A 24,917-nucleotide genomic window follows, 5' to 3' on the forward strand; every position below is an offset into this window, starting at 1 on the left:
CGGACCGTTGTGATCGGCACGCCCATGCATCGTGTTTCACGTGAAACGTCGTTCCCTGCTGCATGGAATCATCAGTCGCGGTCGTGCGGCTGCCGCGCCGCGCGACCCTCAACCCCGCACCAGAGCCGATTCATCCACAGGAGAACGGGCCTCGCTGGTTCCCAACCCCGAAAGCATGGCAGGCTCTGTTCATTGCGAGCCTGATGTCGAGGAGGGTGAATCCTTGCGGTCCGACGCCAACATCGCGGGACCGATGACCGAACCGGTCCCCGGTCCCCGTACCGCTGAGCCCTCCCCGGGCGCGCCCGTGGGGCCCTCAGCTCCCGGGGAGGATGTTTCACGTGAAACGCCGCCCCCGATGGATGCCTCGTCCGCGTACGAGGGAGAAGCCTCCGCCGCCCCTGTCGGCCGCGCGGCGCAGCTCGCCGTAGCGGCGCTGGGGCGCGCGGGCGAGGGGCTCCCCCGCCCGGAGCAGACCCGGGTGATGGTGGTCGCCAACCAGAAGGGCGGCGTCGGCAAGACCACGACGACCGTGAACCTGGCGGCCTCCCTCGCGCTGCACGGCGCCCGTGTGCTGGTCGTGGACCTGGACCCGCAGGGCAACGCCTCCACGGCCCTCGGTATCGACCACCACGCCGAGGTTCCCTCCATCTACGACGTGCTGGTCGACAGCAAGCCGCTGTCCGACGTCGTGCAGCCCGTCCCCGATGTGGAGGGGCTGTTCTGCGCCCCGGCGACCATCGACCTGGCCGGCGCGGAGATCGAGCTCGTCTCGCTGGTGGCCCGGGAGAGTCGGCTGGAGCGTGCCATCCAGGCGTACGACCAGCCGCTGGACTACATCCTCATCGACTGCCCGCCCTCGCTCGGCCTGCTGACGGTCAACGCCCTGGTGGCGGGCGCCGAGGTGCTGATCCCGATCCAGTGCGAGTACTACGCGCTGGAGGGTCTGGGCCAGCTCCTGCGCAACGTCGAGCTGGTGCGCGGGCACCTGAACCCCAAGCTCCACGTCTCGACGATCCTGCTGACCATGTACGACGGCCGGACGCGACTGGCCTCTCAGGTGGCCGACGAGGTCCGTAGCCACTTCGGCAACGAGGTGCTGCGCACGAGCATCCCGCGCTCCGTGCGGATCTCCGAGGCCCCGAGCTACGGGCAGACGGTTCTCACCTACGATCCTGGTTCGAGCGGTGCGCTCTCCTACCTGGAGGCGGCCCGGGAGATCGCGCTGCGCGGGGCTGGTGTCTACTACGACGGGCAGCATGCGCACGCGACGCCGCGTGCGAACCCACAGCTTGACCAGCACACCATGTCGGAGGGGATGCAGTGACTGAGCGACGGAGAGGGTTGGGCCGCGGACTCGGTGCGCTGATTCCCGCCGCCCCCAAGGGAGCGGACGGCCCGCCGCTGCCCGCGGTGGGCGCCGGCGCGGCCTCACCGACGGCGGTTCCGGTGTTGTCGCCGGAGCGGGGCGTGGCAGCGGCCAAGGTGACGACGTTGCCGGCCGGTGGCCAGCCCGAGGACGAGAGCGCCCCCGCGCACGGCGTTTCACGTGAAACCGAGGACGCGCCCGCCGCGGAGCCCACGTCCCTGCAGGCCGTGGACGACGGCCTGGGCGCGCACTTCGCTGAGTTGCCGCTGGACTCCATCACCGCCAACTCCCGGCAGCCGCGCACCGAGTTCGACGAGGACGCCCTCGCCGAGCTGGTCACCTCGATCCAGGAGGTCGGTCTCCTCCAGCCGATCGTGGTCCGCCAGGTCGGCCCGGAGCGCTACGAGCTCATCATGGGCGAGCGGCGCTGGCGCGCCTGCCGTGAGGCGGGGCTGACGAAGATCCCAGCGATCGTCCGGGCGACCGACGACGAGAAGATGCTGCTGGACGCGCTGCTGGAGAACCTGCACCGCGCTCAGCTCAACCCGCTGGAAGAGGCCGCGGCCTACGACCAGTTGCTCCAGGACTTCAACTGCACGCACGACGAGTTGGCCGAGCGCATCGGGCGCTCCCGCCCGCAGGTCACCAACACCCTGCGCTTGCTGCGTCTTTCGCCGTCGGTGCAGCGGCGCGTGGCGGCCGGCGTGCTCTCGGCGGGGCACGCGCGGGCGCTGCTCTCGGTGGAGGACTCCGAGGAACAGGACCGGCTGGCGCACCGCATCGTGGCGGAGGGGCTGTCGGTCCGCGCGGTCGAAGAGATCGTCACCCTGATGGGTTCGCAGCCGAGCAGCACGCAGAAGGCCAAGCGGCCCCGGGCCGGCGCCAGGGTGTCCCCGGCGCTGACGGACCTGGCCTCGCGACTGTCCGATCGCTTCGAGACCCGGGTGAAGGTCGACCTGGGCCAGAAGAAGGGGAAGATCGTGGTCGAGTTCGCCTCGATGGACGATCTGGAGCGCATCCTCGGCACCCTGGCACCGGGCGAGGGCCGCGTGCTGGAGCAGCACTCCGGCCCGGAGCGGGCCACTGAGCAGGCGGCGGAGGACGATACCTCCGCTCAGTAGCACCCCGCCGGAGCGGGCCGTGCCCCGCCCGGGGCGCGGCCCGCTCCGTGCGTGGCGGGCGGTACCGGGGGAATGTGCTCGTGGCTACGATGCGTACGAGCGGCGCGGCGACGAGCGGGCATCCCGCCCATGGCGGTGGCTGACGGTGCGGGGCGGGTCCCGTAGGAGGCTGCCGTCGGCTTCGGGGGACGCCCGGCCGGGGCGTGGCGCACGGGTCGGCCGCAGGAACCGCGGCCGATGAGGAAGCGAGGAACTGGCTACATGGGGCGTCGGCTCGTACCGCTCACACTGGACAACCTCACGGACCTCCCCCAGCGCTGTCGCGCCTGCGTGTTCTGGGAACTCGATCCCGTCAGCGGCGAGGCGGCGGTCAGGGCCGGGCGCCCGGAGGTGGAGAAGGAAGCCTGGATCTCGGCCGTGCTGCTGGAGTGGGGCTCCTGCGGCCGCGTGGTCTACGTGGACGAACTGCCGGTGGGCTTCGTGCTCTACGCGCCGCCGGCGTACGTTCCCCGCTCCATGGCCTTTCCCACCAGCCCGGTGGGCGCCGACGCCGTACAACTGATGACGGCGTGGCTCATGCCCGGTTTCCAGGGGCAGGGGCTTGGCCGGGTCATGGTGCAGGCCGTGGCCAAGGACCTCATGCGGCGCGGGGTGAAGGCCGTCGAGGCGTTCGGGGACGCGCGGTGGGAGGGGCCCGCCTGCGTGTTGCCGGCCGACCACCTGCTGGCGGTGGGTTTCAAGACCGTGCGCCCGCACCCGCGTTATCCGCGGCTGCGCCTTGAGTTGCGGGCCACGATCTCCTGGAAGGAAGACGTGGAGCTGGCACTGGACCGGCTGCTGGGCGCCGTTCAGAAGGAGCCGGTGCTGCGCCCGCTGTAACGGGCCGCACCCGCATGCGCGTGGGCCCGCCCCCGAGGGGAGCGGGCCCACGAAGCACAGGGCGGTCGCGCGGTCGACTAGCCGAGGAAGTCGGACAGGTCGCGCTCAAGGGCCGCCTTCGGCTTGGCGCCGACGATGGTCTTCACGACCTCGCCGCCCTGGTAGACGTTCATGGTCGGGATGGACATGACGCCGTACTTGGCGGCCACGGCCGGGTTCTCGTCGATGTTCAGCTTGACGATCTCGATCTTGTCGCCGTGCTGCGCCGCGATCGCCTCGAGAGACGGGGCGATCTGGCGGCACGGGCCACACCACTCGGCCCAGAAGTCCACCAGCACGGGCTTCTCGTTCTTGATGACGTCCTCTTCGAAGGAGGCGTCGGTCACATGCTTCAGAGTGCCAGCCACGGCGATTTCCTCGTTTCGATGGTGCGGGGGCGGGAGGGATGGAGGGGTCAGACGGCGGCGGCCGGCGGCTCGTTGTCCGCGAGGCCGGCCAGGTACCGCTCGGCGTCCAGGGCCGCGGAGCAGCCCGTGCCGGCGGCGGTGATCGCCTGACGGTAGGTGTGGTCCACGACGTCACCGGCGGCGAAGACGCCCGGCAGGTTGGTGCGCGTGCTGGGGGCCTCGACCTGCAGGTAGCCCTCGTCGTCCAGGTCGAGCTGGCCCTTGAACAGGTCGGTGCGCGGGTCGTGGCCGACCGCGATGAACAGGCCGGTCGCCGGGAGCTCGGAGAGCTCGCCCGTGTTGCGGTTCCGCAGCGTCAGGCTGGAGAGCTTGCTGTCGCCGTGGATCTCGGCGACCTCGCTGTCCCAGATGAAGGAGATCTTCGGGTCGGCGAAGGCTCGGTCCTGCATGGCCTTGGAGGCGCGCAGGGTGTCCCGGCGGTGCACGATCGTCACGGACTTGGCGAACCGGGAGAGGAAGGTGGCCTCCTCCATGGCGGTGTCACCGCCACCGATCACGGCGATGTCCTGGTCCCGGAAGAAGAACCCGTCACACGTCGCACACCACGAGACACCCCGCCCGGACAGCTCGTCCTCACGCGGCAGGCCGAGCTTGCGGTGCTGCGAGCCGGTGGTCACGATCACGGTCTTGGCCCGGTGCACGGTGCCGGCGGAGTCGGTGACCGTCTTGATGTCCTCGGTGAGGTCCACCGCGATGACGTCGTCCGGGATCAGCTCGGCGCCGAAGCGCTCGGCCTGGGCGCGCATGTTGTCCATGAGGTCCGGGCCCATGATGCCGTCACGGTAGCCGGGGAAGTTCTCCACGTCGGTGGTGTTCATCAGCGCACCCCCGGCGGTCACGGAACCCTCGAAGACCAGGGGCTTCAGCGCGGCTCGGGCCGTGTAGAGCGCGGCCGTGTAGCCGGCGGGCCCGGAACCGATGATGATCACGTTGCGGACGTCGCTCACGGGATGTCTTCCTTGTCTCTGCCGACGACGGATTGGGGGGCAACCGACCGGCGATCGTTCCCGGAAAACTGCTGCCATCTCACCCAACGGATACTACGGGCCCGGCATTCCCGGGACGCCCGGGCTTCCGGCCGTGTTCGTGTGACGGACAGCGCGGCGATGAGGACGCTCAGTCGCGGGCGAAGCTGCGCTGCATCAGGACGGTGCCGGGCGGCGAGGGGGACTGTCGCACGCAGGCGGCGTCCACGACGAACGCGTCGACGCGTGAGTCGTCGCCCGGGTGTGGCAGCAGCACCAGGTAGGCGGGGGTGCCGTTGAAGGAGTCCTCCCTCGCCGCGAGGGGCGTCTCGGGACGCTTGGTGGCCTGCTGGACGCACGAGGGCACGGTCGCGCTACTTCCGTCGAGCGGTGTGCGAGGAGTGGTGTTCGCACCGACCTCGCCTGACGGATTCCGCGGCTTGCGGGTCTTTCCCTCCGAGGCGAGCAGGGCTCGCGCCTCGTTCTCCAGGCTGGCGGCGGTCAACGTCGTGGCGCGGGTCTCGCCCTCCGCGGGGCGCTGTGGCGACCCGTCGTCGGCGCCGTTCTGCACGAGGAAGGTGCCCACGCCGAGCACGGCGGCCGCGCATGCCGTACCGAGCAGGGCGGTGCGCCAGCGCCGACCCCGCCCGGGCCGGGAGCCAGGGGCCTGCCGGCCCGGTCCCGTGGTGGAGCGGGCGCGGCCCGGCGGGCGATTGGGACCGCCGGGCGTCGTTTCACGTGAAACACCGATCGGCTCGGCGGCCGTTTCACGTGAAACATCGCCCGCCTTGATCTCAGGACCGGCCTCGGACCCGGCGCCTGCGTCGCCGTCGCTCTCGCGTACGCCGTCAGTCTCACGCGCGCTGGCGGTCTCACGTACCCCGGCGGTCCCGCTCACGCTCGTGGTGTCGGCCGGCTCGTGGTCGCCGGTCGTGGCGTCGAGCAGGGCCTCGGCGGCCAGGGCCGCGTCGATCCGGCCGGCGATGTCGGCGGGCATCCGCGCCGGGCCGGGCAGCGTGCCCAGCGCGCTGCGGATCTCCTCAAGCGAGGTGCGGACGTCCGCGCACAGTGTGCAGCCCGCGAGGTGCTCGCGCACGGAACGCGCGCGGTCGGGCGGCAGGACTCCCTCGGTGAGCGCGGAGATTTCCGCGACCTCAGGGTGCTCGTCCGTGTCGGTCGTCGACGTCACGCTCGCCCACCTCCGCCCTTCACGGGATCTGTGTCATTCGGCCCTGCCGGCGGTGAGACGGATGTCCCCTGCGCCCGGTTCCTTCCCCCGTCGTGTTCGGAGCTATCCCGCTCCTTCGGGTGGAGATGGGACAGCAGGGGCAGCAGACGAGCGCGGCCCCGGGCGCAGCGGCTCTTGATGGTGCCGGTGGGTACGCCCAGCACCTTCGCCGCCTCCGCCACGGGGTACCCCTGCATGTCCACGAGGATGAGGACCGCGCGCTGGTCGGGCGGGAGCGTGCGCAGTGCCCGCAGCAGCTCGCGGTGAAGGTCCTGGCGCTCCGCCGGGCCCGCTGCGGACTCCTGCGGTTCGAGGAGCTGCTCAAGGCGCTCGGTGTCGTCGGTGGGCGAGGTCTTGCGGGTGGCGGCCTTGCGGGCCCGGTCCAGGCAGGCGTTCACCGTGATCCGGTGCAGCCAGGTGGTGACGGCCGACTGGCCGCGAAAGGTGTGCGCGGCCCGGTAGGCGGAGACCAGGGCGTCCTGAACGGCGTCCGCGGCCTCCTCGCGGTCGCCGAGGGTGCGGAGCGCCACGGCCCAGAGGCGGTCGCGGTGGCGCCGGACGATCTCGCTGAACGCGTCGGGGTCGCCCGCCACGTGGCGAGCCAGGAGCTCGCGGTCGTTCGCGTCGCCGTGCACGGCGTCGTGCAACGGGAGCCCCCCTCTCGTGCCGGCCGCTTGTCGTGGGTCAACCCGTGATCTTGATCTCCGAGATGCCCCCTCGGTAACCGTCGGCGGAGCCGTCGCTGGGCAGTTCGGTGATGTGGATCAGTACGTATCGCGTTCGGACCGGCTTGTCGAGAGTGGTGTCGAGTTTGCTGTCCGCCGTCCTGAGCTTGGTCAGCTCCTGCGGGAAGTCCGACAGGGTGGCGGGGGACGTCGCCGCGGGGTCGGCGGCGAGGACCTCGACCTTCTGCCCGGGGGCGTAGAAGTCGACCTGCACGCCGGCGACGTTCTTGGCGCTGCCGAGGTCGACGACGATGCCGCTGCCGTCCGACCGGTTCTTGAGGTTGCCGAAGTTGGCGTAGCCCTCGTAGCGCTTGGTGACCCAGGCGGTGCCGGGCTGCTGGTCGATGGCCGCGGAGACCTTCTCGGCCGCCAACGGGGCGTCCAGCGGCGAGAACTCGGTGGCGTCGGCCAACTTCAGCGGCTTGTGGGCCGGCTTCCTGGGGCGGTCGTCGTCCTTCCCACCCTGGTGGTGGCCCGAGTCCCCCGGCTTGTTCTCCTCCTTGATCAGGATGTCGGCGAGCTGCCAACTACCGAGACCGATGGCCGCGATCAGCAGGCTGGAGACGGCCCACTTGAGCGCGCGGCCGGCCCGGCTCTGGAGCGGCGGCGGGGGCGGCGGTGGCGCCGGGGCCAACCGACCGACGCCGTTCCCGCCCCGGGCCGGCGGCTGGGCGTAGGCGCCCTGTTGGTACGTGGTGCGCTGGTAGGCCGGGGTCGCGGTGAACGAAGGCTCCGGCGGGCGCACCCGTGGCATCTCGGCGACGGCCGCGGCCAACTCCTGCGGAGTGGTGCAGGGCAACTCCTGCCGGGAGGCGGTGGCGCCGTCGTTGACCAGCGCGCGCATGGCCAGCTCGGACAGGCCGCGGTGCACCCCCGCGCGCACCTGGTCGGGCGCGATGAGGCCGACGCCCTTGGGGAGTCCGGCCAGGCCGTGCGCGTCGCTCTCGTACGGCCAGCGCTGGGTGAGGGCGGCGTAGAGCAGGGCTCCGATGGCCTCGGTGTCCGTGCGCTGGGGCTGCGGGGCGGTGATGCCGCGCAGGGCGGCCATGACGGCCAACCCGCGGATGCGGTACTGGCCCGACTCGGTGCGCAGCACGCAGCTGGGCGTCAGGCGCAGGTGGGACAGTCCCTCGCGGTGGGCCGACGCCATGGCCTGGGAGACCTGGCTGACGAGTTGGTAGGCGTCGTGCGGCTCCAGCGCGCCGGTGGCGAGCACCGTGGTCAGCTCGGTGGCGTCGGAGATCCACTCGTGGACGACGTAGACGAGGTCGTTGTCCTCGACGGCGTCCAGCACCTGGACGAAGCGGGGGTCGCCGAGGAGCGCGGCGGAACGGGCGGCGGCCAGGACGGGGCGGGCGCGGGGGTGGTCGGCGGGGAGGACGTGCACCCCGACGGCGCGCCGCAGTTTCTCGTCCACGGCACGCCAACTGCTGAATCCGTCCAGACGAGTGACGCACTCCTCCAAGCGGTAGCGTCTGGCGAGTTTGTGACCACTGTGCAGTTCGGGGGGGCTTGTATCGGCCGATGCGCTCTTGTCCGTCTCGACAGGGCGCGCGGTCTCTGTGTTGTTGCTGGCCTTCTGCTCGGCCTTAGCCTCGTCGGTCGTGGCCTTGTCCGCCTTGGCGGTCAGCGGCTTTCCGCCGCTGTTATCGGCCACGTCGACGGCAGCCGTACTCCGGTCCGCCACCGTCGTTCCCTGCCTCCCCATACGTTGCGCCTGTTCCACGGCCACGACAATTGTGCCCACAGTCCGCCACCCTGCACGACACGCGGTGGTGGACGATGGTTGTGCTGCGGTCAGCGGCCGAGACGACCCCGGACCATTCCGACCATTGCGGTCAGCTCCTGAATGCGCATGCGCTTCGCCGCGATGTAGAAGATTCCGATGAGCACGATTCCGCCACCGATCAGGGAGGCGACCGAGCCGGCGATTCCGCTGCCGAGCGCGTCGGTGATGGCGTACGCCGTCAGTCCGGAGAGGATGGCGGCGGGGACGCAGGCGCCGAAGAGTCGTGAGTAGGTGCGCATCACGTGGCGGCCGTCGAGGTCGCCGCCCAGCCGGTCGCGCAGGCGCCGCCAGGCGATGCCCACGCCGACCGCGTACGCGAGACCGTAGGAGGCGGCCATGCCGACCACGGCCCAGCGCGCGGGCAGCAGCACGTAACACAGCCCGGAGGCGGCGGCGTTGATGGCCGCGACGATGACCGTGTTGTAGAACGGCGTGCGGGTGTCCTCGTAGGCGTAGAAGCCGCGCAGGACGACGTACTGCACGGAGAACGGGATCAGGCCCAGGCCGAAGGCCATCAGGATGTAGCCCATCGCGCGGGCGGCCTCGATGCCCGAGGAGCCGAAGAGCAGGGTGCACATCGGAATGCCGAGCGCCACGAAGCCGAAGGCGATGGGCACGATGGCCACGGCGGAGGTGCGCAGGCCCTGCGAGATGTCGCCGCGGACGGCGCCCACGTCGCCGTCGTGGGCGGCCCGGGAGAGCCGGGGCAGCAGCGCGGCCATGACCGAGACGGTGATGATGGCCTGCGGCATGCCCCAGATGAGCTGGGCGCTGGAGTAGCCGAGGATGCCGGTGCCGGGGTAGCCCTCGTCGGCCGCCGCGGAGCCGGCGCCGGTGGCGAGCTGGGTGACGACGATGACGCCGGCCTGGTTGGCGAGGACGAACAGCACGGTCCACTTGGCCAGCTTGGCGGATTTGCCGAGGCCGTGACCGCGCCAGTCGAAGCGCGGCCGGTACCGGAAGCCCGCCTCCCGCAGGTACGGGATCATCGCCAGGGACTGGACGGTGAGGCCGAGGAGGGTGCCGACGCCGAGCAGGCGGATGCCCTCCTCGGGGATCGTCGTGACGCCGAACTCGGACTTGCTGGCCGACCCGTAGACGTAGATGAACATGCCGAACGTGGCGATGATGACGATGTTGTTGAGGACCGGGGTCCACATCATCGCGCCGAACTTGCCGCGGGCGTTGAGGATCTGGCCCATGACCACGTGCACGCCCATGAAGAAGATGGTGGGCAGGCAGTAGCGGGCGAAGGTGACCGCGACCTCGTTGGCCGCCGGGTCGCCGGCGATCTCGGGGGACATCATGTGGATGAACAGGGGCGCCGCGAAGACCGAGACGGCGGTGAGGCCGATCAGGATGACGATGACGATGGTCAGCAGTCGGTTGGCGAAGGCCACGCCGCCGTCCGCGTCCTCCTTCATGGCCCGTACGAGCTGCGGCACGAAGACGGAGTTGAGGCCGCCGCCGACGGTGAGGAAGAAGATCATCGTGGGCAGGGTCATGGCGACGGTGTAGGTGTCGCCGAGCGTGGCGGCGCCGAGCGCCGCGACGATCATCACCTGCCGGACGAAGCCGGTCAGCCGGGAGACCATGGTGCCGGCGGCCATCAGGGCGCTGGACTTGAGCAGGCTGGACGCCTTGCCGCCGCGCTTCGCGGCGCCCTGCGCCGCCGCCTTGGCCGCCGCCGGGGAACCCAGCATCACGGTGGCGTCCGTCCCCGGGCTCGGGGCGGGGCCGCCCGGACCGCCGGGCGCCACCGGCCGGTGGTGGCGGCCGTGCGGGGCGCGCGGCCCCGGGCCGCCACGGGGGTCGGGGCGCTGCTGCTGGTACTGGCTCTGCTGGCCGCCCGGGCCCCCCTGGCCGTGCTGGCCTTGCTGGTCCTGCTGGTAGTACTGCGGCTGCTGCGCCTGCTGGTCGTAGTCGGCCTGCTGGGAGTACTGTGCGTGACCGGCCTGCTGCGGGTAGTGGCCGCCCTGCTGTGGGTACTGCTGGCCCTGCCCGTAGTCGGCCTGGGCCTGCTGCTGGCCGTACTGGTCGTAGCCGTGCTGGTCCTGTCGCGGGGGGCGCGGCGGCTCGTACGGCTGCTGGTCGCGGAAGAGGTGCGCGAAGGCGTCCGGCTCCGGGCGCTCGTCCGAGCCCTGGCTGATCAGGTCGTCGACGCCCACGTACTGGGTGTCGGCGCCGTTGTCGCCGTAGGGCAGGTAGCGCGAGGCGCCGTCGGGCTCGGGGGCGGGCGTGGGGGCCCACACCCGCGGGTCCGGCGGGTGCTGTCCGGGCGGCGCCTGGTGGTAGAGGTGCTGCGTGGGGTCGGCCGACCCGGGCGGCGGATGCGCCTGCTGGTCGTAGAGGGCGTCGCCGCCCTGGGCCCGCGGGTCGTGCTGCGGGTACGGGTACTGCGCGTAGCCGTCCTGCGCGTACCCGTCCTGGGGGTACCCGCCCTGCGCGTAGCCGTCCTGGGCGTACCCGTCCTGCGGGTAGCCGCCGTGGGCGTACGGGTCCTGCGGGTAGGCGGGCTCGCTGTAGGGCGCGTACTGCTGGTACGCCTCGTCGGTGTAGACCGGGAAGGAGCCCGTGACGTACGGCTGCTGGTAGAACGCCTGGGTGTAGGCGTCCTGCGCGTACGGGTCGGGGATGTACGGGTCCTGCGGGTAGGAGGGCTGCTGGTAGGTGGGCGCGTACGAGGGGTCGTGGGCGGAGGCGCCGGACTGGTACGGAGACCCCTGACCCGCGGGGTCCGCGCCCGCGTCACGGTCGCGGTCACCGTTGTACGGCGCGTTCATCGCTACCCCACCTCATCGTCCGCGGCCGTCTGGCCCCACCATTCCTCAACGGTCCACTTTCTCACCTGAGCCGGATGGGCCATTGCTTTGCGATCCGGTGTCCGAAGACGGGTCACTCGGCTGCGCGGGGTCCTGGGGGCCGTTCTCGACGGGCGCCTCGGGGCCGGTTCGCGGGTCGGAGCCCGGGTCCGGGGCCGAATCCGGGTCCAGGTCACCGGGCTTGTCGCCCGGGTCCGCGGGACCCGAGCCGGCCCGCCTGCGCTTGACGTAGATCCGGATGCCCGCGAGGACGAGCAGCAGTACGCCGACCGCGATGACCAGTATCACAGTCGAGGTGATCGACGTGACGTTCACCTCGAAGATCATCGGCTCGCCGTAGGGCTGGCCGTCCTCCGTGAAGAGCTGGGCGACGATCGTCGTGCGGCCGTTGGCGCGGGCGGACGCCTCGAACTTCACCGACTGGCTGTGCCCGCCGTCGATCTTGATGTCCTGGGGGTCGCTGACCTTCAGGCGCAGCGGCTGGTTCGAGGTGAGGACCAGGCGGAGCCCGTCGACTCCCTGCACGAGGTCGTTCTTGACGGTGACGGGGATGGTGGCGCTGCGGCCGGAGAGGGTGGCCGGCGACTTCTGGATGATGCCGACCTGCTCGGTGAGGCTTCGCAGGTGCCCGCTCACGTCGTCGCGGTAGGCCGACCCACCGCGGTCGCGGCGCCAGGAGGTCGACATGTCCCGCATGATCGCGGTGCCGAACGGGGGGACCACCCGCTCCTCGATCGTGAGCGCCTTGCGGAAGCGGTCGAGGGTGCGCTGTGTCTGCTGTATCTGCGAGAACGCGGTGGTGGGCAGCTCCTGCTTGCGTAGCGCCTTCGGGTAGTCGCCGCGGCTGGGCACCTGCCGGTTGGCGGCCGGGTCGGGCTTGGCCTTGGCGGCGTCGCTCAGCTCCTGCGGCTCGCTCCAGCGCCGTGGCTCAAGGCCGCCGAGCGCGGTGGCCATGGCCTGGGCCTGGTTCGCGGTGGGCATGCGCGGCGGGGCGACGACGATGCTGCGCTGCCGCTCCGGCGTCTGCTGCGTGATCATCAGGGTCTGGGCGAGGAACTCCTGGATGGCCAGGGTGGAGTTCTCGGCGCGCGACATGTCGCCGTCGAAGACGGTCGAGAGGCGGGCGTCGGCGGAGATCGCGGTGGTGCCGCCGCCGATGGGGCGGGCGGCGGTGGGCGTGTAGGTGAGGCTGTCGCTCTCTTGGAGGCTGTCGCCGCGGGTGATGACGTGGTGGGCGCCGGCCGAGGTGGCGACGTCGACGATCGAGGAGTCGATGGCGCCGTCCACGGGCCAGGCGAAGTCGGTCCGGGGCGTCACCTGGAGAGTGGACTCCACGGTGGTCTTGGCGAGCACGGTGGCCGACTGGAGGTGGCTCAGCGTGCCGGAGACGACCTTGCCGCGGTGGGCCAGCGACGCGAGGTCGGGGTCGGCGAACGGCAGGGCCACCACCTTGTGCCCCTCGACCGCCTTGTCCAGGGCGGCCATCCACTGCCGGGCGACGGCCTGGCCACGGCCGGGCGTGGTCTCGTCCCCGTCCCGCACGTCGTACTTGCGCGTCATCGCGTCCACCGTGGCGAGCAGGTCGGGGTCGAGCACCCAGGTGACGGGCAGGTCTTTGCCGAGGGCGACGAGCTGCTGGAGCCGCCCGCCCGGCGCCAGCTCCTTGACCAGGTCGTCGTCGCGGAAGATGGGCGTCTGCTGCTCGTCGGTGGCGGTGCGCGCGGTGACCCGTGGGGTGGAGATGATCGGCCAGAGGAAGCTGAGCTTGGTCTTCTTGCCGGGCGGCGTGGTCTGCCAGGGCAGGAACGTCCGCTGGATGCCGAGGACCCGTAGGTAGGAGGGCTGGTCGGCCGTCTCGCCGACGAGCGACACGGCGATCTGGTAGACGCCGTCCTGGCTCAGCGAGAGGTCCTTGAGGGGGATGGCGAGGCTGAAGTCCTGGCTGCCGCCGACGGGCAGCTTGCCGACCTTCTCCGCGTACTTGCTGTCGATCTCCACACCGTCGGAGTCCGGGAAGTAGCCGGTCCGCGTGGCGGCCGTGTCGATGGCGCTGCGGCCCCTCATCACCTGGCCGAGCCGCAACCCGACGTGCGCGCTGTCGATGGCCGTGGCGCTCTTGTTGGTGACCGTGCCCTTGATGGTCAGGGTGTCGTCGGCGGTGGGGGTCGCGGGGGTCAGCGAGTCGATCGCCACGTCCACCGAGCGCGAGCCGGTGGGCTTGGGGGCGGCGGCGGCCTCGCTCGGCCCCGTGACCTGGATCAGCCCCGCGAGCAGGGGGACGGCAGCCAGTAGCGCCCCGGCGCGCCGCAGCCATCGTCGGGCGGGAGCAGAAGTCGTCCCCTGGAGCTCTGCCGCCTCGGCCACGCGCTCGCCCGTCCCTCGTCGTCGTCAGTGGTCGTCGGTTGTGCGTCCACGCATGGTAACGAGATCCGGTGTGGCGAAGTGCTGGGGAGTGCTCCACATGATCGTCACAGGGCGGGGCGGCGCGGGGCCGGCGGGCCCGCGCATATCGAGGAGGCCGGTGGCCCCCGGGCAACGTACCCTTTTCTGTTGTGCCGAACGCCAACCATGACACCCAGACCTCGCAGCCGACCTACGAGCTGAGCCAGGTGCAGCGCCGCGCGGTGAGCGAGCTGTTGCGGGTCTCCCCCGTAGCCGATGATCTCGCCACCCGCTTCCAGCAGGCCGGGCACTCTCTCGCCCTGGTCGGCGGCTCGGTACGGGACGCGTTGCTCGGCCGCCTCGGCAACGACCTGGACTTCACGACGGACGCCAGGCCCGAAGAGGTGCTGAAGATCGTCCGGCCCTGGGCGGACGCGGTCTGGGAGGTCGGGATCGCCTTCGGTACGGTCGGCTGCCAGAAGCAGGGACCGGGTCAGGACGGGGCGAACCAGAGCTTTCAGATCGAGGTCACCACATACCGGTCGGAAGCGTACGACCGGACCTCGCGGAAGCCTGACGTTTCCTACGGGGACTCCATTGAGGAAGATCTCGTCCGGCGAGATTTCACCGTCAACGCGATGGCCGTCGCGCTCCCGCAGAAGGAGTTCATCGACCCGCACCACGGTCTGGAGGACCTCGCCGCCCGGGTGCTGCGCACCCCCGGGACGCCGCAGGAGTCCTTCTCCGACGATCCGCTGCGGATGCTGCGCGCCGCGCGCTTCGCGGCCCAGCTCGACTTCCAGGTAGCCCCCGAGGTCGTCGCGGCCATGACGGCCATGGCCGACCGCATCGACATCGTCTCGGCCGAGCGGGTCCGCGACGAGCTGAACAAGCTCATCCTGGCCCCCCACCCCCGCAAGGGGCTCAAGCTGCTCGTGGACTCCGGGCTCGCCGAGCGCGTGCTGCCCGAGCTTCCCGCGCTGCGCCTGGAGCGGGACGAGCACCACCGGCACAAGGACGTGTACGAGCACACGCTCATCGTGCTGGAGCAGGCGATGGCCCTGGAGGAGGACGGGCCCGACCTGGTGCTGCGGCTCGCCGCGCTGCTGCACGACATCGGGAAGCCGAAGACGCGTCGTTTCGAGTCCGACGGCCGCGTCTCCTTCCACCACCACGAGGTGGTCGGCGCCAAGATGACCAAGTCCCGGATGGCCAAGCTCAAGTACTCCAACGAGATGATCAAGGACGTCTCCCGGCTGGTCGAGCTGCACCTGCGCTTCCACGGTTACGGGACGGGCGAGTGGACGGACTCGGCGGTGCGCCGGTACGTGCGCGACGCGGGCCCGCTGCTCGACCGGCTGCACAAGCTGACCCGCTCCGACTGCACCACCCGCAACAAGCGCAAGGCCGCCACGCTCTCCCAGGCGTACGACGGTCTGGAGCGGCGGATCGAGCGGCTGCGGAAGGAAGAGGAGCTTGACTCCATCCGGCCCGACCTGGACGGCAACGACATCATGCAGATCCTGGAGCTGTCCCCGGGGCCGCAGGTGGGCAAGGCGTACAAGCACCTGCTGGAGCTGCGGATGGAGAGGGGCCCGCTGGGGCGCGAGGCCGCGATCGAGGCGCTCAAGGAGTGGTGGGCCGCCCAGGCCCCGGCGTAACGGGCAGACGAAGAGACGGAGTGCGGGTCCTCGCGCGCTGGCGCCGGGGCCCGCACTCGTGTCGCCGGGCGGGTGTTTCACGTGAAACGGTGCTCGGTTTCACGTGAAACGTCGGGGCGTGGTCGGTCGTGTTTCACGTGAAACACGACCAGGACCACGGCGACCAGGTACAGCGCGGCCACGATAAGCACGAGGGACACCGACGCCCCGTCGGGCGGCAGTATGAGGGCGGCCACCCCGGCGGCGCCCACGAAGGCCACGTTGAAGAGCACGTCGTACAGCGAGAAGACCCGGCCCCGGTAGGCGTCCTCGACGGAGGCCTGCACGACGGTGTCCGTGGCGATCTTCGCGCCCTGGGTGGTGAGCCCGAGGACGAACGCGGCGACCATCATCGGAGCCGGCGCGAAGGGCAGGCCCAGCACCGGCTCCAGCACCGCCGCCGTCGCCCCGCACGCCGCCACCCAGCCCAGCGGACCGAAGCGGGCCACGGCCCAGGGCGTACACACGGCGGCCACGAAGAAGCCCACCCCGGAGATCCCTACGGCCAGGCCGAGCAGCGCCAGGCCCTCGGAGTCGCCGTCGCCCCAGGCGTGGCGGCACAGCATGAGGACCATCACCGTGAGGGCGCCGTAGCAGAACCGCATGAGCGTCATCGCGTACAGGGCCCGGGCCGCCGCGGGGCGGCGCGTGAGGTGGCGCAGGCCGGCGAGGAGCCCGCGGGCGGTGCTCAACAGGGCCGTGGTGGGCCTGGGCTGGAGCTGGTACGGGTCGGGGCCGAGGAGGTCGCGCGGCATGCGTAGGGCCGCGAGGGCCGCGCACAGGTAGAGCGCCGAGCCGAGCAGGATGACGAGCGCGTCGGACGCGGCCCCGTCGGGCACGGCCAGGCGCACGACCAGGGCCAGGCCGCCGGCCGCCGTGGCGGCGAGCGTGCCGGCCGTCGGGGAGAGCGAGTTGCCGAGGACGAGCTGCTCGTCGGTGGCGACCACGCGCGGCAGCGCCGCCGAGAGCCCGGCCAGCACGAAGCGGTTGACGGCCGTGACGGTGAGGGCGGAGGCGTAGAAGAGCCCGTCGGGGACCTCGGCCACGATGAGCGCGGCCGTCCCCGCGGCCAGCACGACCCGGGCCAGGTTCCCGTACAGCAGGACCTGGCGGCGGCGCCAGCGGTCGAGGAGCACGCCGGCGAACGGGCCGAGGAGCGAGTACGGCAGCAGGAGCACGGCCATGGCGGAGGCGATGGCGGCGGCCGAGGTCTGCTTCTCGGGGGAGAAGACGACGTAGGAGGCGAGCGCCACCTGGTAGACGCCGTCGGCCGCCTGGGAGAGCAGCCGGACCGTGAGCAGACGGCGGAAGTCGCCGATCCGCAGGAGCACGCGCAGACCTCGCACAACGGGCATGGCGCACAGCTTCACACAGCGCGCGGGCCCCCGGGGAATTCGTCCCCGGGGGCCACGCGCTGAGGGTGTCGTGGTGGAGCGCTTAGCGCTCGACCTCGCCCTTGATGAACTTCTCGACGTTCTCCCGGGCCTGGTCATCGAAGTACTGCACCGGGGGGGACTTCATGAAGTACGAGGAGGCCGACAGGATCGGGCCGCCGATGCCCCGGTCCTTGGCGATCTTCGCGGCACGCAGCGCGTCGATGATCACGCCGGCGGAGTTGGGGGAGTCCCAGACCTCCAGCTTGTACTCCAGGTTCAGCGGGACGTCACCGAACGCGCGACCCTCCAGGCGGACGTAGGCCCACTTGCGGTCGTCCAGCCAGGCCACGTAGTCCGACGGGCCGATGTGGACGTTCTTGGCGCCCATGTCGCGGTCGGGGATCTGCGAGGTGACGGCCTGCGTCTTGGAGATCTTCTTGGACTCCAGGCGCTCGCGCTCCAGCATGTTCTTGAAGTCCATGTTGCCGCCGACGTTGAGCTGCATCGTGCGGTCCAGGATGACGCCGCGGTCCTCGAACAGCTTGGCCATCACGCGGTGCGTGATGGTCGCGCCGACCTGCGACTTGATGTCGTCGCCGACGATCGGCACGCCGGCCTCGGTGAACTTGTCGGCCCACTCCTTGGTGCCCGCGATGAAGACCGGCAGCGCGTTGACGAAGCCGACCTTGGCGTCGATGGCGCACTGGGCGTAGTACTTCGCCGCGTCCTCGGAACCCACCGGCAGGTAGCAGACGAGGACGTCGACCTGGCGGTCCTTGAGGATCTGGACGACGTCGACGGGCGCCTCGGGCGACTCGTCGATGGTCTCGCGGTAGTACTTGCCGAGACCGTCGTAGGTGTGGCCGCGCTGGACGGTCACGCCGCTCTGCGGGACGTCGCAGATCTTGATGGTGTTGTTCTCGCTGGCGCCGATCGCGTCCGCGAGGTCGAGACCGACCTTCTTGGCGTCCACGTCGAAGGCAGCCACGAACTCGATGTCCCGCACGTGGTAGTCACCGAACTGCACGTGCATCAGACCCGGGACGCGGCTGTCCGGGTCGGCGTCCTTGTAGTACTCGACGCCCTGGACCAGCGAGGCGGCGCAGTTGCCCACGCCAACGATGGCTACGCGAACCGAACCCATTCCGGTTGCTCCCTGTGTGTGTTCTTCGACGAGGCCCTGCGGAGTGCGGGGCCTCACTTGGCGGTATCGTCGGACGGGTCCGGCCGGGTACTACCCCGATGCCGGGGCAGGCCGCCCGTGTCGTGCGATGTGTCCTGTTCGGCGGGCCGGCGCTGCTCGCGCCCCGCCCGCTCGCTCTCAATCAGCTCGTTGAGCCAGCGGACTTCGCGTTCCACTGACTCCATGCCATGCCGCTGGAGCTCCAGCGTGTAGTCGTCGAGCCGTTCGCGGGTGCGCGCGAGGGAGGCCCGCATCTTCTCCAGGCGCTCCTCCAGGCGGCTGCGCCGCCCCTCAAGGACGCGCATCCGCACATCCCGCGAGGTCTGACCGAAGAAGGCGAAGCGGACTCCGAAGTGCTCGTCCTCCCAGGCGTCCGGCCCGGTGTGGGAGAGCAGCTCCTCGAAGCGCTCCTTGCCCTCGGGCGTCAGCCGGTAGACGATCTTCGCTCGCCGTCCGCCGAGCGCCGCACCGGAGGGCACCACGCGGCCGGCGGGCCCGGTGGCCTCCTCGGCGGTCCCGGTCGACTCCTCGATCAACCAGCCGTTGGTGACCAGCGTCTTCAGGCAGGGATAGAGGCTCCCGTAGCTGAAGGCGCGGAACACCCCGAGCGAGGTGTTCAGCCGCTTTCGCAGCTCGTACCCGTGCATGGGGGACTCGCGCAGCAGACCGAGGACGGCGAACTCCAGAACGCCGGAACGCCTGCTCATCCCCCGCCCTTCCCCTACTGCCGATGGCCTGCCGATGGCGCGTTGCGTGTACTTATGCCGAGCTGATGTATCGACTCGATACATCCAGACGATAGAACGGCACACCCCCCGGGACAAGAGCGGGCACGGTGAACGAGGTCACATCACCGTTTCGTGCGACCCAACGTGCCTGATTTGGAATGAAGATGATGAGTGGGCAGGTTTTGACCGTGCGTACTCTGTTCGCCATGCAGACCACCGGGAACCGTGGGGCGCCGCGAGGCGTCTTCGTCCTGGATGCCGTGCGTCCGGCCGCCCTTCGGCGCTGGCGCGCACGTTGGGGGGACCGCAAGCCACTTGCCGCTTCCAGGCGATCGCGCCTGCCCGAGGAGTAGTCGTTCCATGAGCGAGCACCGTCGCAAGCCGCCGCAGCCCCAGGGCGGCGGACGAGCAGCGGCCCGGCGCGCGGCGCAGCAGCCGCCAGGCCGCCGCGCAGCGCCACCACCGAGCAGTACGGGGCCGGGCTCCGATGCGTATGAGTCACCCGACGCGGGGCTGCCCCGCGGCGGTCGGGCCGAGTCCCGCCGTGCGGCCCGCGGGGGCGGGGGTCGCCGGAGAGCCGGAGCCGCTGGAGCCGGCGCCGGCGCCGGGGCCGGGGCCGGGGCGAGCGCGGCCCACGGGGCGGCCGGCGCCGGTGGGCCCGGCGCGCCCGGCAGCGGGGGCGCCGGTGGGCCTGGAGGAGGACGCCGGGCCGCGGGCGCGGCCGGTGCCGGAGGCGGGCGCGGACGTGGTCGTGGGGCGGGCGCGGCGGGCCGTACCAAGAAGCGGTTCATCGACTACCCGCGGGCGGGCAAGCGCGGCTTCAAGCGCTGGATGCCCTCCTGGAAGCTGGTCACCGGCACCTGCCTGGTCTTCTTCGCGCTGCTGGTCGGCGCGGTGGGCATCGCGCTGATGCTGGTGGAGGTCCCCACGGCGCAGGCCGCGTCCAAGACGCAGAAGAACGTCTACTACTGGGCGGACGGCAAGCAGATGGTCGTCTCCGGTGGAGGCGACCTGAACCGGCAGATCGTGCCGCTGTCCAAGATCCCGAAGTCGATGCGGAACGCGGTGATCGCGGCCGAGAACGCCTCGTTCTACGACGACGCCGGCGTCGACCCGATGGGTGTGGCGCGCGCGGTGGTCAACATGGCCAAGGGCGGCCAGACGCAGAGTGGTTCGACCATCACCCAGCAGTTCGTGAAGAACACCTACCTGGGCCAGGAGCAGACGCTCAAGCGCAAGGTCACCGAGCTGTTCATCTCCATCAAGGTGGGCGCCACCAAGGACAAGGACGACATCCTCGAGGGCTACCTGAACACCGCCTACTACGGGCGCGGTGCCTACGGCATCCAGGCGGCGGCCCGCGCGTTCTACGACAAGGACTGCGAGGACCTGACCACGAGCGAGAGCGCGTTCCTCGCGGCGACGCTCAACGGTCCGAACCTCTACGACCCGGCCGGCGGCCAGGGCCTGGCGGCGACCAAGGAGAAGAACCGCAAGCGGGCCGAGGAGCGTTGGGCGTGGACGCTGGACCGTGAGGTCAAGGTGGGCCGGCTCGACAGCGCGGAGCGGGAGAAGATCACCAAGTTCCCCGAGCCGCAGAAGCCCAAGTTGGCGACGAACAAGGCCGGTCAGATCGGCTACCTGACCGACCTCGCCGACAACTACATCATCGCCAACTCCGACATCTCGAAGGCCGAGTTGGACCGCGGTGGCTACCAGATCCACACCACCTTCGACCGCGAGAAGATGAAGGCGCTGGAGAAGACGGTCAACAAGGTCTCCAAGGAGAACATCAGGCCCGACAAGCGCCCCCAGGACAAACACGTCCAGTTCGGCGGGGCGTCCGTGGAGCCGGGGACCGGCAAGATCGTCGCCATCTACGGCGGCAAGAACGCGCTGGAGCACTACACCAACAACGCGGACGACACCGGTGTCCAGGTCGGCTCCACGTTCAAGCCGTTCGTGCTGGCGGCGGCCATGACGGACGGCAAGCGCGATCCCAACCTGCCCCCCGAACAGTCCAGAGAGCAACGCACCCTGGTCTCGCCCAAGAGCATCTACAACGGCGACAACAAGGTGAAGTTGCGGGACTACAAGGGCGATGTGTGGCTGGACAAGGACGGCAAGGAGTGGCACCAGCGCAACGACGGTGACGAGAGCAGAGGCAAGATCGACCTGCGCACCGCCATGCAGTACTCGGTGAACACGCCGTTCATCCAGCTCGGCATGGACGTCGGCACCGACAAGGTGCGCGACGCGGCGCTCGCCGCCGGGCTCAGCAAGAACCAACTCGCCTCCATCACACCGACGTTCTCGCTCGGCACGTCGTCGCCGAGCGCGATCCGGCTCGCCGGCTCGTACGCCACGTTCGCGGCCAGCGGCAAGCAGGCCGACCCGTACTCCGTGACCAAGGTCGAGCGGGACGGGGCCGAGGAGTACGTGCACGAGGAGAAGATCGAGCAGGCGTTTGAGCCGAACGTGGCGGACAACGTCACCGACGTGCTCAAGACCGTGGTCGAGGACGGCACCGGCACCTCCGCGCAGATCGGGCGCGAGGCCGCGGGCAAGACCGGTACCACCGACGACAACAAGTCGGCCTGGTTCGCCGGGTACACCCCGCAGCTCTCCACCGCGATCGGCATGTGGAGGGTCGACGACCAGGCCAAGAACCAGAAGTTCCTGCCGATGTACGGCGTGGGCTCCGACACCGGTTCCGAGAGCATCCACGGTGCCTCGTACCCGGCCAAGATCTGGGCCGGATACATGAAGGAAGCGCTCAAGAACGAGAAGAAGCTGACCTTCCCCAAGCCCTCCCCGATCGGCGACAAGATCTACGGGGACGGCGCCAGCCCGCCGCCCACGCAGGCGCCGCCGCCGACGACGGCGCCGCCGACCGAGGAGCCGACGGAGACGCCCACCACGACGCCGCCGACGACCCCGACCGAGACGCCCACCACGACGCCGCCGACGACGCCGCCGACGACGCCGACCGACACCTGCGGTCCCCTCGACCCGACCTGCGGTGACGACGGCGGACCGGGTGGTGGCGATCCGGGCGGGCCGGGCGGTGGTGACCCCGGTGGCCCGGGCGGTCCGGGCGGGCCGGGTGGTGGTTCACCCAGCACGACGCCCACGGAGGACGACAACGAGCACGGCTGGCTCTAGCCGTTCTCGCCCGCCGGCCCCCGGCCACGGCCGGGGGTCGCGGAACACGAGGTGAGGGAAGACCCACAGGGCGGGCCCGTTCGCGGGCCCGCCCTGTGGCGTTGCCGGTGCCGGCGGGCCGATCCCGCGCCCCCCGGGGGGCGGTGGCCGGGTGCTGGTCGTGTGCGGCGGGCGGTTGCGGTGGCCGTGTGTCCGTCGCGTGCCGAGTAGGTGCCCGTGTCGCGGGCCCCGGCGACGGGCCACACCGCCCCCGTGGCCCTCGTACGGCAGGATGTGCGCATGACGAGCGTCCACGGCCCCCACCCGCGTGCCACCGCCGCCCGGAACCCCGTACGGCCCACCGCCGAGGACGAGGTGGCGGCCGCCGGCAGTGAGCTGATCGGCGGGCCCGTCGGGCGCCGGGCGCTGTCCGGCGTGAGCTGGTGGACGCCGGTGCGGATCATCGCGCTCGTCGCGATCGGCATGTTCGCCCTCGGCATGGCGCAGAAGGTGCCCTGCTACGACGGCGGCTGGTTCTTCGGCACCACCACCCAGTACACGCGCGCCTGCTACTCGGACATCCCCCACCTGTACGCCGGCCGTGGCTTCTCCATCGACCTCGTCCCGTACTTCGACCGCATCCCGCAGGACGTCGCCGGCGGCATGGAGTACCTCGAATACCCCGTTCTGACCGGGCTGTTCATGGAGGTCGCCTCCTGGCTCACGCCGCACGACGGCAGCGACCAGCACCGGGCCCAGATCTACTGGCTGGTGAACTCCGGGATGCTGATGGTGTGCGCCGTGGCCATCGCCGTCTGCGTCTCCCGCACCCACCGGCGGCGGCCCTGGGACGGGCTGCTGGTGGCGCTGGCCCCGGCCTTCGCGCTGACCGCCACCGTCAACTGGGACCTGTTCGCGGTCGCGCTCACCTCCGGTGCCCTGCTCATGTGGTCCCGCAGTCGCCCGCTGGCCGCCGGCGTGCTCCTCGGGCTCGCCACCGCCGCCAAGCTCTACCCCGTGCTGCTGCTCGGCCCGCTGCTGCTGCTGTGCCTGCGCGCGCGGCGCTGGCGCGCCTGGTGGTCGGCCATCGCGGGCGCCGCGGCGGCCTGGCTCGTGGTCAACCTGCCCGTCATGCTCACCCAGGACCAGCAGGGCGACCTGACGATCAGGGAGGGCTGGACGAAGTTCTACACCTTCAGCCAGGAGCGGCCCGTCGACTTCGGCTCCGTCTGGCTGATCATCTCCCAGCGCTCCGGCAACCCGATGGACGATGTCAACACCTACGCCACCCTCCTGATGCTGCTGGCCTGCATCGGCATCGGGGCCCTCGCGCTGTTCGCCCCCCGCCGCCCGCGCCTGGCGCAGCTCGCCTTCCTGGTGGTCGCCGCCTTCGTCGTGACCAACAAGGTCTACTCGCCGCAGTACGTTCTGTGGCTGGTCCCGCTGGCGGTGCTGGCCCGGCCCCGCTGGCGCGACTTCCTCATCTGGCAGGCCGGCGAACTGCTGTACTTCCTCGGCGTGTGGATGTACCTGGCGTACACCAACAGCGGCGACAAGCACCACGGGCTGCCCACCGAGGGCTACCAACTGGCCATCGTGCTGCACCTGCTCGGCACGCTCTACCTGTGCGCGGTGGTCGTCCGGGACGTGCTGCTGCCCGAGTACGACCCCGTGCGCCGGGACGGCTCCGACGATCCGTCGGGGGGCGTGTTCGACGGGGCTCCGGACGCGTTCACGCTGCGCCGGCCGGCGGGCAAGCTCGACCTGGACGACGCGTACCCGCACGGGGGCCGGGCCGGCCGTGGCTCGCACGGCGGCACGTACCTGGAGTAGCGCACGGGCCCGGCGTGCCCGCCCGCCCGGGGCGGTGGGGCGCCGGAGACGCCGCGGGCCCCGCACGTGAGCGCGGGGCCCGTCGGAGGCGCTGGGGGCGGGAGCCCCGAGGTTCCGGCGCCGGGTCAGCGGTCCAGTATCCGGTCGTACTGGGTGGTGGTGTGGCGCAGGCTGGCCACCAGTTCGTCGCCGACCTGGGGGGCCGGTACGTCGCCCGGGACGAAGAGGATGGAGACCTGCATGTGCGGCGGCTCGGCGAACCAGCGCTGCTTTCCGGCCCAGGTGAACGGCGACAGGTTGCGGTTCACGGTCGCGAGTCCCGCCCGGGCCACGCCCTTGGCGCGCGGCATCATGCCGTGCAGAGCCTTGGGGGCCTCCAGGCCCACGCCGTGCGAGGTGCCGCCGGCGACGACGACGAGGTAGCCGTCCCCCGCGGTCTTCTGCTGCCGGTAGCCGAAGCGGTCGCCCTTGGAGACCCGGGTGACGTCGAGCACCGAGCCGCGGTACTCGGTCGCGTCGTGGTCCCCCAACCACAGCCGGGTGCCGATCCGGGCGCGGAAGCGGGTCTGCGGGAACTGCTGCTGGAGCCGGGCCAGTTCCTCGGCCTTGAGGTGACTGACGAACATGGTGTGCAGCGGCAGCCGCGCCGCGCGCAGCCGGTCCATCCAGCCGATGACCTCCTCCACCGCGTCGGAGCCGTCGGTGCGGTCCAGCGGGAGGTGTATGGCGAAGCCCTCGAGCCGCACGTTCTCGATCGCCGCGTGCAGCTTCGGCAGGTCCTCCTCGGTCACCCCGTGCCGCTTCATGCTGCTCATGACCTCGATCATGACGCGGGCGTTGACCAGGCCGTACACGCCGTCGACCGAGGAGACCGAGCGGATGACCCGGTCGGGCAGCGGCACCGGCTCCTCGCCGCGGCGGAAGGGCGTGAGCACGAGCAGGTCGCCGCTGAAGGTGTCCTTCATGCGCGCGGCCTCGTAGGTGGTGCCGACCGCCAGGATGTCGGAGCCGATACGGGTGGTCTCCTCGGCCAGCCGCTCGTGGCCGAAGCCGTAGCCGTTGCCCTTGCAGACCGGGACCATGCCAGGGAACTGCTGGAGGACGCTCTGCTGGTGGGCCCGCCACCGCGCGGTGTCGACGTACAGGGTGAGCGCCATGGCTGGTGGGAGACCTTTCTCGTCAGTCGGCTCGGGGGTTCATCGTGGT

At 71.0% G+C, this 24,917-nt stretch carries 17 protein-coding genes; 6 read left to right on the forward strand and 11 right to left on the reverse strand.

The features are described 5' to 3' along the window. Positions 1-175 precede the first annotated feature (175 nt). The 3 genes from OYE22_RS16035 to OYE22_RS16045 all read left to right on the forward strand — a co-directional run bounded on the left by OYE22_RS16035 (position 176) and on the right by OYE22_RS16045 (position 3,369). Positions 176-1,327, forward strand: coding sequence for a ParA family protein (locus tag OYE22_RS16035; protein ID WP_277321046.1), 1,152 nt, complete (start codon positions 176-178; stop codon positions 1,325-1,327). Continuing rightward, positions 1,324-2,490, forward strand: a complete 1,167-nt coding sequence (locus OYE22_RS16040; RefSeq protein WP_277321047.1) for a ParB/RepB/Spo0J family partition protein — start codon at positions 1,324-1,326, stop codon at positions 2,488-2,490. Before OYE22_RS16035 ends, OYE22_RS16040 begins: the two co-directional genes overlap by 4 nt. Positions 2,491-2,751: 261 nt before the next feature. Further along, a complete protein-coding gene (locus OYE22_RS16045; RefSeq protein WP_277321048.1) occupies positions 2,752-3,369 on the forward strand; it encodes a GNAT family N-acetyltransferase in 618 nt (205 codons plus the stop codon). 77 nt (positions 3,370-3,446) lie between these two features. On the opposite strand, the gene trxA is transcribed toward OYE22_RS16045, so the two are convergent. The 7 genes from trxA to OYE22_RS16080 form a co-directional block, all read right to left on the reverse strand. Beyond that, positions 3,447-3,776 (reverse strand): thioredoxin, encoded by a 330-nt coding sequence (gene trxA / locus OYE22_RS16050; protein ID WP_277321049.1) that lies wholly within the window; start codon positions 3,774-3,776, stop codon positions 3,447-3,449. Between the two features lie 47 nt (positions 3,777-3,823). Beyond that, the gene (gene trxB / locus OYE22_RS16055) at positions 3,824-4,783 is read right to left on the reverse strand and encodes a thioredoxin-disulfide reductase (protein ID WP_176162910.1); all 960 of its coding nucleotides are present in this window, start codon (positions 4,781-4,783) and stop codon (positions 3,824-3,826) included. A 169-nt stretch (positions 4,784-4,952) separates the two neighbouring features. After that, entirely contained in the window at positions 4,953-5,990 is a 1,038-nt protein-coding gene (locus tag OYE22_RS16060; protein ID WP_277321050.1) for a zf-HC2 domain-containing protein, read from the reverse strand. Continuing rightward, positions 5,987-6,676, reverse strand: coding sequence for an RNA polymerase sigma factor SigM (gene sigM / locus OYE22_RS16065; RefSeq protein ID WP_277321051.1), 690 nt, complete (start codon positions 6,674-6,676; stop codon positions 5,987-5,989). The genes OYE22_RS16060 and sigM overlap by 4 nt, the downstream gene beginning before the upstream one ends. 37 nt (positions 6,677-6,713) lie before the next feature. Continuing rightward, entirely contained in the window at positions 6,714-8,441 is a 1,728-nt protein-coding gene (locus tag OYE22_RS16070; RefSeq protein WP_277324158.1) for a protein kinase family protein, read from the reverse strand. A 110-nt stretch (positions 8,442-8,551) separates the two neighbouring features. Then, positions 8,552-11,326: a murein biosynthesis integral membrane protein MurJ gene (murJ, locus tag OYE22_RS16075; protein ID WP_277321052.1), complete on the reverse strand. Its 2,775-nt coding sequence runs from the start codon at positions 11,324-11,326 to the stop codon at positions 8,552-8,554. A 45-nt stretch (positions 11,327-11,371) separates the two neighbouring features. After that, positions 11,372-13,729 (reverse strand): DUF6049 family protein, encoded by a 2,358-nt coding sequence (locus OYE22_RS16080; protein WP_277321053.1) that lies wholly within the window; start codon positions 13,727-13,729, stop codon positions 11,372-11,374. A gap of 188 nt (positions 13,730-13,917) precedes the next feature. Here OYE22_RS16080 and OYE22_RS16085 point away from each other — a divergent pair, with 188 nt between their 5' ends. Continuing rightward, positions 13,918-15,408, forward strand: coding sequence for a CCA tRNA nucleotidyltransferase (locus OYE22_RS16085; RefSeq protein WP_277321054.1), 1,491 nt, complete (start codon positions 13,918-13,920; stop codon positions 15,406-15,408). Between the two features lie 77 nt (positions 15,409-15,485). On the opposite strand, the gene OYE22_RS16090 is transcribed toward OYE22_RS16085, so the two are convergent. The 3 genes from OYE22_RS16090 to OYE22_RS16100 all read right to left on the reverse strand — a co-directional run bounded on the left by OYE22_RS16090 (position 15,486) and on the right by OYE22_RS16100 (position 18,713). Beyond that, a complete protein-coding gene (locus OYE22_RS16090; protein WP_277321055.1) occupies positions 15,486-16,802 on the reverse strand; it encodes an MFS transporter in 1,317 nt (438 codons plus the stop codon). Between the two features lie 82 nt (positions 16,803-16,884). Next, the gene (locus OYE22_RS16095; RefSeq protein WP_277321056.1) at positions 16,885-17,967 is read right to left on the reverse strand and encodes an inositol-3-phosphate synthase; all 1,083 of its coding nucleotides are present in this window, start codon (positions 17,965-17,967) and stop codon (positions 16,885-16,887) included. A 53-nt stretch (positions 17,968-18,020) separates the two neighbouring features. Continuing rightward, positions 18,021-18,713, reverse strand: coding sequence for a helix-turn-helix transcriptional regulator (locus OYE22_RS16100; protein ID WP_277321057.1), 693 nt, complete (start codon positions 18,711-18,713; stop codon positions 18,021-18,023). A 381-nt stretch (positions 18,714-19,094) separates the two neighbouring features. Here OYE22_RS16100 and OYE22_RS16105 point away from each other — a divergent pair, with 381 nt between their 5' ends. Both OYE22_RS16105 and OYE22_RS16110 read left to right on the forward strand, forming a co-directional pair. Then, entirely contained in the window at positions 19,095-21,899 is a 2,805-nt protein-coding gene (locus OYE22_RS16105) for a transglycosylase domain-containing protein (RefSeq protein ID WP_277321058.1), read from the forward strand. 279 nt (positions 21,900-22,178) lie between these two features. Beyond that, the gene (locus OYE22_RS16110) at positions 22,179-23,711 is read left to right on the forward strand and encodes a glycosyltransferase 87 family protein (RefSeq protein WP_277321059.1); all 1,533 of its coding nucleotides are present in this window, start codon (positions 22,179-22,181) and stop codon (positions 23,709-23,711) included. Between the two features lie 125 nt (positions 23,712-23,836). On the opposite strand, the gene OYE22_RS16115 is transcribed toward OYE22_RS16110, so the two are convergent. Continuing rightward, positions 23,837-24,868, reverse strand: coding sequence for an alanine racemase (locus tag OYE22_RS16115; RefSeq protein WP_277321060.1), 1,032 nt, complete (start codon positions 24,866-24,868; stop codon positions 23,837-23,839). Positions 24,869-24,917: the final 49 nt, after the last annotated feature.

The sequence above is a fragment of the Streptomyces sp. 71268 genome, from assembly GCF_029392895.1.
In the GTDB taxonomy this organism is placed as follows: Bacteria; Actinomycetota; Actinomycetes; order Streptomycetales; family Streptomycetaceae; genus Streptomyces.

What these genes read in the sequence shown, in the direction of transcription:
- OYE22_RS16115 (WP_277321060.1), bottom strand. Translation starts at nt 24,868, where the DNA reads ATGGCGCTCACCCTGTACGTCGACACCGCGCGGTGGCGGGCCCACCAG.
- OYE22_RS16100 (WP_277321057.1), bottom strand. Translation starts at nt 18,713, where the DNA reads ATGAGCAGGCGTTCCGGCGTTCTGGAGTTCGCCGTCCTCGGTCTGCTG.
- OYE22_RS16090 (WP_277321055.1), bottom strand. Translation starts at nt 16,802, where the DNA reads ATGCCCGTTGTGCGAGGTCTGCGCGTGCTCCTGCGGATCGGCGACTTC.
- OYE22_RS16095 (WP_277321056.1), bottom strand. Translation starts at nt 17,967, where the DNA reads ATGGGTTCGGTTCGCGTAGCCATCGTTGGCGTGGGCAACTGCGCCGCC.
- OYE22_RS16035 (WP_277321046.1), top strand. Translation starts at nt 176, where the DNA reads ATGGCAGGCTCTGTTCATTGCGAGCCTGATGTCGAGGAGGGTGAATCC.
- OYE22_RS16045 (WP_277321048.1), top strand. Translation starts at nt 2,752, where the DNA reads ATGGGGCGTCGGCTCGTACCGCTCACACTGGACAACCTCACGGACCTC.
- murJ (WP_277321052.1), bottom strand. Translation starts at nt 11,326, where the DNA reads ATGAACGCGCCGTACAACGGTGACCGCGACCGTGACGCGGGCGCGGAC.
- OYE22_RS16105 (WP_277321058.1), top strand. Translation starts at nt 19,095, where the DNA reads ATGAGCGAGCACCGTCGCAAGCCGCCGCAGCCCCAGGGCGGCGGACGA.
- OYE22_RS16110 (WP_277321059.1), top strand. Translation starts at nt 22,179, where the DNA reads ATGACGAGCGTCCACGGCCCCCACCCGCGTGCCACCGCCGCCCGGAAC.